Origin of the sequence: Mesorhizobium sp. M7A.F.Ca.AU.001.01.1.1, assembly GCF_004022735.1 — a bacterium.
Classification (GTDB): Bacteria; Pseudomonadota; Alphaproteobacteria; order Rhizobiales; family Rhizobiaceae; genus Mesorhizobium; species Mesorhizobium ciceri.
The window spans coordinates 1-10,428 of sequence record NZ_RZPF01000158.1; the positions used below are offsets into that span (position 1 = coordinate 1).

General features: G+C 63.7%; 11 protein-coding genes and 1 pseudogene. 2 read left to right on the forward strand and 10 right to left on the reverse strand.

Annotated elements, in window-relative coordinates; all coding sequences use genetic code 11:
• The 6 genes and pseudogenes from EN884_RS12350 to EN884_RS12375 all read right to left on the reverse strand — a co-directional run.
• Nucleotides 1-470: pseudogene (locus tag EN884_RS12350) on the reverse strand (RNA methyltransferase); the annotation flags it as partial.
• A gap of 164 nt (nt 471-634) precedes the next feature.
• The gene (locus EN884_RS12355) at nt 635-979 is read right to left on the reverse strand and encodes a metalloregulator ArsR/SmtB family transcription factor (RefSeq protein ID WP_013529913.1); all 345 of its coding nucleotides are present in this window, start codon (nt 977-979) and stop codon (nt 635-637) included.
• Between the two features lie 152 nt (nt 980-1,131).
• Nucleotides 1,132-1,911 carry a HugZ family protein gene (locus tag EN884_RS12360; RefSeq protein ID WP_063168872.1) on the reverse strand — a complete coding sequence of 260 codons (780 nt, stop codon included), beginning with the start codon at nt 1,909-1,911 and terminating at the stop codon, nt 1,132-1,134.
• 31 nt (nt 1,912-1,942) lie between these two features.
• A complete protein-coding gene (locus EN884_RS12365) occupies nt 1,943-3,118 on the reverse strand; it encodes a CaiB/BaiF CoA-transferase family protein (RefSeq protein WP_063168871.1) in 1,176 nt (391 codons plus the stop codon).
• A 7-nt stretch (nt 3,119-3,125) separates the two neighbouring features.
• Nucleotides 3,126-3,887: a 3-hydroxyacyl-CoA dehydrogenase gene (locus EN884_RS12370; RefSeq protein WP_027162200.1), complete on the reverse strand. Its 762-nt coding sequence runs from the start codon at nt 3,885-3,887 to the stop codon at nt 3,126-3,128.
• Between the two features lie 60 nt (nt 3,888-3,947).
• The gene (locus tag EN884_RS12375) at nt 3,948-4,484 is read right to left on the reverse strand and encodes an N-acetyltransferase (RefSeq protein ID WP_013529917.1); all 537 of its coding nucleotides are present in this window, start codon (nt 4,482-4,484) and stop codon (nt 3,948-3,950) included.
• 274 nt (nt 4,485-4,758) lie between these two features.
• Here EN884_RS12375 and EN884_RS12380 point away from each other — a divergent pair, with 274 nt between their 5' ends.
• The gene (locus tag EN884_RS12380; RefSeq protein WP_063168870.1) at nt 4,759-5,751 is read left to right on the forward strand and encodes a glutathione S-transferase family protein; all 993 of its coding nucleotides are present in this window, start codon (nt 4,759-4,761) and stop codon (nt 5,749-5,751) included.
• Nucleotide 5,752: 1 nt separating this feature from the next.
• On the opposite strand, the gene EN884_RS12385 is transcribed toward EN884_RS12380, so the two are convergent.
• Complete coding sequence (locus EN884_RS12385) at nt 5,753-6,247, reverse strand: NUDIX domain-containing protein (RefSeq protein ID WP_063168869.1); 495 nt, start codon at nt 6,245-6,247, stop codon at nt 5,753-5,755.
• Nucleotides 6,248-6,300: 53 nt separating this feature from the next.
• On the opposite strand from EN884_RS12385, the gene EN884_RS12390 reads away from it, so the two are divergent.
• Nucleotides 6,301-7,224 (forward strand): metallophosphoesterase, encoded by a 924-nt coding sequence (locus tag EN884_RS12390; RefSeq protein WP_013529920.1) that lies wholly within the window; start codon nt 6,301-6,303, stop codon nt 7,222-7,224.
• On the opposite strand, the gene EN884_RS12395 is transcribed toward EN884_RS12390, so the two are convergent.
• The 3 genes from EN884_RS12395 to EN884_RS12405 form a co-directional block, all read right to left on the reverse strand.
• Nucleotides 7,208-7,825, reverse strand: coding sequence for a hypothetical protein (locus EN884_RS12395; protein ID WP_063168868.1), 618 nt, complete (start codon nt 7,823-7,825; stop codon nt 7,208-7,210). The two genes, EN884_RS12390 and EN884_RS12395, sit on opposite strands and share 17 nt — an antisense overlap.
• 113 nt (nt 7,826-7,938) lie before the next feature.
• Nucleotides 7,939-8,742: an alpha/beta fold hydrolase gene (locus EN884_RS12400; protein WP_024504511.1), complete on the reverse strand. Its 804-nt coding sequence runs from the start codon at nt 8,740-8,742 to the stop codon at nt 7,939-7,941.
• Between the two features lie 197 nt (nt 8,743-8,939).
• A partial coding sequence (locus EN884_RS12405) for a hypothetical protein (protein WP_128360565.1) occupies nt 8,940-10,428 on the reverse strand: 1,489 nt, incomplete at its 5' end.

A 10,428-nucleotide genomic window follows, 5' to 3' on the forward strand; every position in this document is an offset into this window, starting at 1 on the left:
TCGCAGCACGTCGCATCCAGCAAAACCGCGTCAGCGCCAAAGGCGGCGGCGTTGCGGAAGATCGAGCCCACATTGTCATGATTGGCGATGCCGACGAGCACCACGACCAGCGCACGAGGCGGCAAGCCATCGAGCAGGGCTTCGGCCGGCTGCGGCGCTCCCTTGCGGCCCATGGCCAGGATGCCGCGATGCATGTGAAATCCGGCGATTGCGTCCATCACCGCGCTGGTTGCCACATAGACCGGGAGATCGGCGGGCGCCTTGCTCAGGATCTTGTCGAGACCCGCCAGCCGGTTTTCCAGGACGAGGACCGATTCGGCGGCAAAGCGTCCAGTTGTGAGCAGCAGGTCGAGCACCACCTTGCCTTCGGCGACGAAGCGGCCTTGCCGGCCGGCGAGGTCACGCTCGCGAATGTCGAGATAGGCAGCGACGCGCGGATCTTGCGGGTCGTCGATGCGAATGGGATCCATGCATTCCTCGCGACCGTCGCATCGGCCCGAAAATCCGGACCGCTTCCCGGCGCTCACCTTGTTTGGAAAGCACGATGCGACAATTCGGGACAATCAGCCAGCTTTGTGCGCCCCAAATCGGCGCATGCCGCTCTGAATCACCGGCGAGATCGGCGGCTGTGTGGTCAGGTTCCAGCACGGCGCAAGCGGTGCGCCATCTGGGACAGGTCATCCTTGCCGCTGCCGAAAATGCCGTCCAACATGACAAGCAGTTCTCGCACGGCGTCGGATTTGCAGGAGTAGTAAATCATCTGCCGGTCGCGGCGGGTGTCGACAAGGTCGAGCGCCCGCAACTTGGCGAGATGCTGGGACAGGGCGGATTGGCTGAGCATCACCTTCTCGGCTATGGCTCCCACCGACATTTCACCTTCGGCGAGGTAGCTCATGATCAACAGTCGCTTCTCATTGCCCATCAGCATGAGAAACTCTGCCGCCGATTCGGCGTTCACGATTAGCTTTGTCGAGACCATCGATCCCCCATGCTTCCTGTTCATCCCGACGCCATGGGGGCAATGGCGTCTGATTCCATAAATTCACTTATCGATCGGCGCTGGCGATTCAGCGTCACTAAAAGGTAGAGCATTTCACCTAAATCTCAAGTGTTGCTTTTGATCCAGCATAATTAAGTCTCAGTCCCGGCGTCGACAATGGCTCGGCCCGCCCTCGCCATATCGACCAGAACGTGCCGCAATTCACCTGCTGCGCCCAGAGGTTGCGGGTAAAAGACCCGGCAAGCGCCGTCGCCCGACACCAGATCCATGCCATCGGCATCGAATCCGGCAATACGCCAGCCGTTGCCGGATACTTTGGCGAAATGCTGTGCGTAAACGGCGATCGCGTCGAGATGGTCGGCGTTCATGTGGTCGATGGCCGATTGTTCGCGCGCCGCGAGTTCCTCGACGACCGGTCCGCTGGCGAGCAGATCCGATCGGTCGAGCTGATAGGCCTTGCCGAAGCCGCCGTTGAGGCTGGCGCGTTGCGGATCGAGGCGAAAGATCGAAAAGTCACCGAGACCGGCGTAAAGTTTCGCCCTGGCATTGTGATTGAGGTAACGGCGCTCGGTGCGGGCGTGTTCGGCCGATCCGCGCTCGATCCTTACCGCCTGGCAGACCAGTGTCAGGCGCGGGTGCGCCAGCGGGTCGCCCTTGCCTGGTTCGCCGAGCAACAGGGAACAGCGCGGGTCGGCAAGCAGCGCGCCGGTGTGCGCCGAAAGCATCGACACCAGGATCAGCGGTGCGCCGTCGATGTCGGTGGCCACGCCAACCCTGCTGGCCAGCGGCGAGCCGGTTTGCGGTTCGATCACCGCCAGGGCGCCAAAGCGGGCGCTGCGCAGAAGCGTCTTCGCCAGCCGGATCGCTTCGGCGTCCGTCTCACGGATCACGTCCTTCTTCGGGTCGTCCAAGGCAGCACCGCAGTAAGTTGATTTTTGTTCTCTAGTTATCGGTCAGCAAGCCGGATTTGACAAGGTCGTCGATCTCGGCTTTCGCAAAGCCGAAACGTGCCAGCGTTGTCGACGGCAACAAATCCTCATCGCCGGGCATAGTGGCCAATGTCGGTTGCGAACTCGAGAAACGCGGGGCCGGGGCCGGGCGCTCAAATGCACCTGCCGTCACAGAGGCGTTGCGTGCCCGATTGTGCGGGTGGTGCTTTGCCTCTTGCAGCGACAGAACGGGTGCAACGCAGGCATCGGTTTGCGCGAACAACCGGTCCCAGTCGTCGCGTGGTTTCTGCCGGATCCGATCGGCAATGGCGGCGCGCATCGGCGGCCACAGGGCCTTGTCGTACTGGCCGGATGCAAAGCACTCGTCGAGCGGCAGCAGCCTCGCGAATTCGGCGAAGAATTGCGGCTCGAGACAACCGATGGCGATATGACGTCCGTCCGACGTCTCATAGGTGTCGTAGAACGGGGCGCCGGAATCGAGCAGGTTCGCGCCACGCTTGTCGCTCCACAAGCCGGCCGCCATCAAGGCGTGCAGGGGCACCGCCAGCATCGAGGCGCCATCGACCATCGCGGCGTCGATAACTTCACCCTTGCCCGTGCGCGAACGTTGGAACAGGGCGGCCAGCACACCGGCAATCAGCATCATGGCGCCACCGCCATAGTCTGCAACGAGGTTGAGCGGCGTGACGGGACGGCCGCCGGCATGGCCGATGGCGTGCAGCACGCCGCTATAGGCGAGGTAGGTTATGTCATGGCCGGCGCGGCCGGCGAGCGGACCGCCCTGGCCGAAGCCGGTCATACGGCCGTAGATCAGCGCCGGGTTACGCACCAGCACCGTTTCCGGGCCGAGGCCGAGCCGTTCCATGACGCCCGGGCGAAAGCCTTCGAGCAACATGTCCGCCTTTTCGGCAAGGCGCAGCAACAGATCGGTGCCTTCACGGCGCTTCAGGTCGAGGCGCAGCACGGCGCGGCCATGGCGGTCGATGTTATACTCATCCGGCAGCGGCAGGAGCTGGCTCGTCCCCGCCCGTTCGATGCGCAACAGTTGCGCGCCCATCTCCGACAGCATCAGGCCGGCCAGCGGCACGGCGCCGAGCCCGGCCATCTCGATCACCTTCAGCCCGGTCAGCGGACCGGTTTTAGCGGCAGCGGACAGGCCGGCGCTCATGACCGGTTTATTTCGGCGCCATGCGAATGGCGCCGTCGAGGCGAATGGTCTCGCCGTTCAGCATCTGGTTCTCGATGATGTGCAGGGCGAGAGCGGCATATTCGGACGGTTCGCCCAGGCGCGACGGGAACGGCACGGCGGCGCCCAGTGAATCCTGCACCTCTTGCGGCATGCCGGCCATCATCGGCGTCTTGAAGATGCCGGGAGCGATGGTGCAGACGCGGATGCCGGAACGGGCAAGGTCGCGCGCCACCGGCAGCGTCATGCCGACGACGCCGCCCTTGGACGCCGCATAGGCGGCCTGCCCGATCTGGCCATCATAGGCGGCAACCGAAGCGGTGTTGACAATGACGCCGCGCTCGCCGCCCGGCAGCGGCTCGAGCTTCGACGCGCGTTCGGCGACGAGGCGGATCATGTTGAACGTGCCGATCAGATTGACCTCGATCACCTTGCGGTACTGATCAAGCGGATGGGGACCATCCTTGCCGATCGTCTTCACACCGATGGCGATGCCGGCGCAATTGATCAGGATACGCGGCTCGCCAAGCTTGGCGGCGACGTCGGCGAGGGCAGCAGTCCCACTGTCGGCGCTGCTGACGTCGCATTGGACGGCAATACCGCCGATCTCGGCCGCGACCTTGACCGCGCGGTCAATACCGACATCGAAGATGGCGACGCGGGCTCCCTTGGTGGCCAGCGCGCGCGCCGTTGCCTCGCCAAGGCCGGAGCCGCCGCCGGTGACGATCGCGATCTGGCCGTTCGGGTTCATGACGTCATCCTTTGATCTCAGGAACAGTGGACGGATCAGGCGCCAGATCGATGGGAAAGGTCAAGCCATCGCCGCGGTAGGATCGGTCACCCTGGCCTGATCGGCGTGGCAGACCTCGCCCAAGAGCCTGGCGACCGCGCCCGGCGCGATCTCGTGCGACAGCAGCCGGTCGAGGTCGACGGGGCGCGGCATCGAAATCTGGCCGCGCGGAATCCGCTTGAAACCGAGCGGCCCGTAATAGGGCTCGTCACCGACCAGCATGACGGCAGGTGCGCCGGCCCGGGCAGCGGCCTCCAGCGCGATCGCCACCAGCCGGCGGCCGATGCCGAGATTCTTGAAGGCCGGCCGCACGGCGAGCGGCCCGAGCATCAATGCGCGGCCGGCACCGGCGGCGATGCGGGTCATGCGCACCGAGGCGACGACGATGTCGCCATTGACGGCGACAAAGGACAGCGAGCGCTCGTGCCCTCCGGCCTCACGAATCTTGTAGGCGGCCAGCACAAAGCGGCCGGGCCCGAAGGCTTCGTCGTTGATGGCTTCGATCTCGGGGTCGTGCGCCGGGGTTTCCGGCAGGTATTTCACGTCGGCAAGGCTCATGGTCTTTGCGGTCCGGTACAAGGAGGAAAGGTTGCTGCAAACGGCAGCATTCGCCAGTCAGCGCTTCATCAAGCGCGGGCGCCCTTTCGTCGTCGGTCAAACCGGATCAAAGCAAAGTCGAACATGCGGATTGTCCGCTAGCATCAATTTCCCGCCGCTGCAATCGGCCGTTTCTGTCCGTCATTTCGGCCAAGTGACGGTCTGTTCAGCACCTGACGTCTTCGACAGGGCAGCCTTGCGCCTACATCAACCAACAGGACGCAAGGAGATTCGCATGGGATTGCTGGTCGAAGGAAGATGGCAGGACCGCTGGTACGATACGGCGGACAATGGTGGCAGGTTCGTGCGGGCGCAGTCGCAATGGCGCGACTGGATCACCGTTGGCGGGGCGCCTGCCGAAGGCCGGACGCGCGGTTTCAAGGCCGAGCCCGGCCGCTATCACCTCTATGTCTCGCTTGCCTGTCCGTGGGCCCACCGGACGTTGATCTTTCGTGCGCTGAAGAAGCTGGAGGGCATCATATCGGTGTCCGTGGTGCATCATTTCATGGGCGCCAACGGCTGGACGTTCGTAGCTGAGGACGGCGCCACGGGCGACACGCTCTACGGCCTCGACTTCCTGCACCAGATCTATGCCAAGGCCGATCCCGCCTATTCGGGCAGGGTGACTGTGCCGGTGCTGTGGGACAAAAAGGAGCAGACCATCGTCTCCAACGAGTCTTCCGAAATCATCCGCATGCTGAATTCAGCCTTCGATGATTGGGGCGACGCCAGCTTCGATTTCTATCCGAAGGCGTTGCGCGGCGAGATCGACCGCATCAATGCGCTGGTCTATCCCGCCATCAACAACGGCGTCTATCGCGCCGGCTTCGCCACCACGCAACGCGCCTATGAAGAGGCTTTCGGCGAGCTGTTTTCGGCGCTGGATACGTTGGAGGAGCGACTGGCAAAACAGCGCTATCTCGTCGGTGGTCGTATCACCGAGGCCGACTGGCGGCTGTTCACCACGCTGGTGCGCTTCGATCCGGTTTATGTCGGCCATTTCAAATGCAATCTGCGCCGCATCGCCGACTACCCGAACCTGTCCAACTATCTGCGCGATCTCTATCAGGTCCCTGGCGTGGCCGGGACGGTGAACATGCATCACATCAAGGCTCATTATTACGGCAGCCACCAGACGATCAATCCGACGCGGATCGTGCCTGTCGGACCGGATCTCGATTATGCCGCACGGCATGACCGGGCCCGCTTCGAGAAAGCGGCGGCCTGACCTACCAGTAGGGCGAGGGCTGCTCGCCGTCAAAAACCTCGGCGATCCGGCGCAGCGTCGCCGGCGTCGTGCCCCGCGGCAAGCGGTCGAGCGGGAAGAAGCCGGCTTCGGCGATCTCGTGGTCCGGCAGCTTCGGCGCCGTCTGGCTGAAATGCTCGAGCAGATAAAGGCCGACATGATCGCGGCGGCTGGAGCGGCGGTTGAAATGCATCGATTTGAGCACCGGCGGGGCGGTCAGTGCGATGTTGCCTTCCTCGGCCAGTTCACGGGCCAGCGCCTCGTTCATCGTCTCGCCGACTTCGACGCCGCCGCCGGGAAGCTGCCAGCCCGGTACATAGGTATGGCGAATAAGGAAGACGGATCTGGACGCTGTGTCGTGGATCAGGCCGCGCACGCCAAGCGTCATCGGCCTCCGCAGCACGAAATAGAGATGGAACAGCCTGGCCCTCAACCCTGGCCAGCCGGTCTGGCGGAAGGCATCTTCAGGGCTCGTCATTGATAGCGAAACCGTGGGTGGAAAGCCGCGCGCGGGTCGCCTATGAAGGTTGTATGTTCAGGCTCGCGCATATTTCCGATGTCCATCTGGGGCCGCTCCCCGATGTATCCTATCGCGATCTCGCCTCCAAGCGCGTGCTCGGCTATGTCAACTGGCAGCGCAACCGCCGCCGCCATATGCATGATGCGGTCATTGACACGATCGTCGCCGACATCAAGGCGAACACGCCTGATCACCTCGCCGTCACCGGCGACCTGGTCAATCTGGCGCTCGACGGCGAGATCGAGATGGCCAGGCACTGGCTGGAGACGCTGGGGCCGCCGCATGATGTTTCGGTCGTTCCGGGCAATCACGACGCCTATGTGCCAGGCGCCTTCGACAAGGTCTGCCGGTCCTGGGCGGCGTGGATGAGCGGCGACGGCGTCAACACGCCGGTCGACCGCAACGCCTTCCCCTATCTGCGTGTACGCGGCAATGTCGCGCTGATCGGCGTCTCGACGGCGCGCGCCACGGCACCCTTCATGGCCAATGGGTTTTTCATGGAAGGCCAGGGGGATAGGCTCGGCAAAATCCTCCAGGACACTGCCGGACAGGGGCTGTTCCGCGTCATCATGATCCATCATCCGCCGGTGCGCGGCGCGGTCCCGCAGCACAAGCGGCTGTTCGGCATCGCCCGCTTCAACAAGATCATTCGCCGCCATGGCGCCGACCTTGTGCTGCACGGCCATTCGCATCTGCCGTCGCTGTTCTTCATCGGCGGTCGAGGCGTCAGGATCCCGGCGGTCGGTGTCGCTGCCGCCGGCCAGGCGCCGGGTGGCAAGCACCCGGCGGCGCAGTATAATCTGTTCGACATCGACGGTGAAAAGGGAAACTGGCGGATCCGGCTGACACGGCGCGGCCTGACCGGGCCGTCCATACCGCCATCCGATCTGCAGACGGTGGAGCTTGGCGCCGAGGCCGCTATGGCCGCAAATTGACAACCATGGCCATGATGCGGTCCCAGAACAGGACGACCGACACCACAAGGCCGACCAATGCGCCGGCAGCGACCAGGCCAAGCCCGGACAGAAGGGCCGACCAGCGTTTGCCGCGCTCCGTCGCGCGCAGCGGCGGTTCGGCTTCTGGCACATACGCACGTTTCAGGCCGGCGACGGCGGGTTCGACGCCGCCTTCCAGCATCCTCTGACGCTCGACGATGCGCTCGGCGACATAGCGCGTCACGGAATCGGCAACCGATTTCATCTCAGTGGATTCGGCAAGCACCACCCGGCCGATGCGGGTGTCCTTGAGGAAGCGATAGGTGCGGCGGTCGCGCCCCATGGCGACATGGCTGATGGCGTCGATCCACAGGCGCGGCTGCAAGCCGGACGAGACGACAAAGTCGAAATTGTCCATGTCGGCCGGAACATCGGCAAAAACCGGCGCCAGCTCGGCGGCAAGCAGATCGAGGCGCATGCGATGCGCCTCGCGCATGTCGACGACGACATCGTCGCGGTCGGCGAAGGCATTTTTGACATCACGGATGGCATCGGACAGTTTCTTCGACTGGTCGATGGTCTTCTCGCCTGCTTCCTTCATCGGCGTCTGCCTCGTGGGTTTGGTTAACACTGGGTTAACACAGCCGCCGGCAAAATGCACTGGCGAGATCGACGGCGTCGGGGTGCTCAGGAGGGTCGTCGTGCGCGAAAAGGTCAGCTGGCTGCGGCGGCGAATTTCTGGCGGTGCGGCCTGGCGCGGCGGCTGGTGTTGCGGCGAATGATCTCGGCAACGAGGTCGGGTGCTTCCTCGGCCAGCATATGGCCCGCCTCCAGCACGTGGTGCACGTGAAAATGCGCCGGCAGGTCATCCGCCTGGGTAAAGGGCAGCACCGCATCGCTGGTTCCCCATGCCACCATTACCGGCATGTTCAGCCGATCGAGGCGATCGTGCGGGATGACGCCTTGCCGATCGTCCACGGTCATGGCGGCCGCGATCCCGACCAGCTTTTCGAGTTGGCCGGGTCGCCTGCGCATTTCCCAAAGGATGTCCACCGTATGTTCGAGCGGCAGGGCAGAAGGTCCCGACATCTGGGAGAGGCAGGAGCGGATCTCGGACCGATCCGCGGCTTCGGCATAGCGGCGCAACAGCGGCCCGTTGATTTCGGGGCCAAGGCCGCCCGGCGCCAGAAGCGTCAGCGAGGCTATCTTTTCGGGCTCGGCCAGCGCCATCAGCGCCGCCACGGCACCACCCATCGAGTGGCCCACGAGATGAACGCGCTTCAGCCGACGCTCCGAGAGGTCGGTCAGCACGGCCTTGGCCGCCACCCTGGCCGGACCGGCGGCGGGAAAGTCGAGCGACATCCCATGCCCAGGCAGATCATAGGCCAGCGTATGCGTGGAAGGCGTCAGGGCGGAAATCACCTCGCGCCATACATCGTGGCAGCCGCCGAAACCGTGCAGCAGGACGATGGCCTTCGAGCCAACACCCTCTTCGGCGGCAAAAAGTGATGCGGTCATGAAAGCTGATTTTTTGTTATTGCAGAATGCGCGACACCAATCGTGGCTGAATTGCTCCTAGTCCGACATGATGACCAGTAAAATTTTCGCGATTTGTACGGTTGTGTACAGAACTTGGGGATCAACCGGCATTCGGCGATCGGAGCGCAGTAAATCCATCGGGACACGGCGCAGCCAGTGCGCGGACGTCGATGATGTCAGCTCGGGCTGCCGAGCCCGGCAGCGCGCAGCGCCTGAACCAGCCGGTCGGTCAGGTCGGCCGGATATTTCCGCTCGACGAAAGTCGCCCGCGGATCGGCGGCAAATTTGGGGAACTCGGTGGTCAACTGTTTCAGCAGCGTGCTCACCAGATGGTCCTGTCCGGCAGCCTTGGCGCCGATCAGCCGTGCCGCCAGATAGTGTGATTTCGTTGCGGTCGTTCTCAGTGCCATGCTGGCCGCGACTGCCTTGTTCGTGTCGCCGAGCATGAGCTCACCGACGAACAGCCCATAGTCCCACCATGTCGGGTGTCCGCTGAAGGTCTCCGCCGCATGATCGAGGATCGGCGTTCCCTCGGCGTAGCGTCCGGCGAAGATCAGCCCGTAACCGTAAGCGGCGGCCATGCCGAGATCGTAGGGGTTGAGTTCATAGGCCTTGCGCATCCAGCGGATTGATTCGTCCGTATTGCCGAGGTGCGAACTGACATAGCCGTAGGCGCGATGCGCATAAGGGCTGGTCGGACCCATCTGCACGCCGCGATGGGCAAACTCGACGGCTGTTTCAATCGTCGCGTTGGGCGGATAGGCGTAATGATCGGACACCGCCTCGAGATGCAGGGAAGCAAGTTCCGAATAGACGAGCGAGGACTTGGTTCCACCATTGGCCAGCTTCTCGAGGCAACGATAGGCCGCCTCATGGGTCCTGGCGTTCTGGTCGAGGTAATATTTGCCGTTGAGCAGCAGGCACTGCGTCAGACCGTTTGGCGTGCCGGTCTGCTCGATATAGTTGTAGATGGTGCCGGAGGCGGGGAGTGCCGAGCTCAGCATGTCGGCAATACGGTCTTCGACCGCCGCAGGTGCGCTGTCGGCAGGGGTGAGATTGCGCGATAGAAGCACCCGTCCGGACGCCATGCTTTGCAGTTCTATCGTGATATCGCCCGCGTCCGGTCCGGGCAGGATGTCGAATATGAAGCTCGCAGCGTCGTCGGCTGGATCGTTGACGGTGTCGCGGCCGATGAAGTCGATCGTATCGAAGCCACTCAGGCCGGCGCGCAGCGATGCGGCGACACGGCTGGCGTCGGAGCCGTCAGCCTTGAGTCCGATATAGACTTGCGGCAGGGCGTCAGCCCTTGCCGACGATGTGATGCTTGCGGTTGCGCCAGCGGTCTCCGGCGTTGCCGAGATGTCGCCGCCTGCCAGCAAGGCAGTGCTGCCCTGGCGAAGGATCAGTACGCCCAGCATGGCGATGACCAGGGCGATCGCCATCCAGAAAAAGCGGAGATGGCGCGCCACCGAGGGGGCAGGCGAAGTCGGTACGGAAGTCAGAGACATCGCCTCCGGCGTGCCCGTGCCGGCTTCGTTTGACCGATCGGCGGATGCGGCGCCGTCCAGCCTGAGTTCGGGAACAGCCTCGGCAATATCCGGCAGGCGGATCGCATTCGATTCATAGGCAGGAACATAGCCGCCGCGCGGAATGGCGATGCGGACC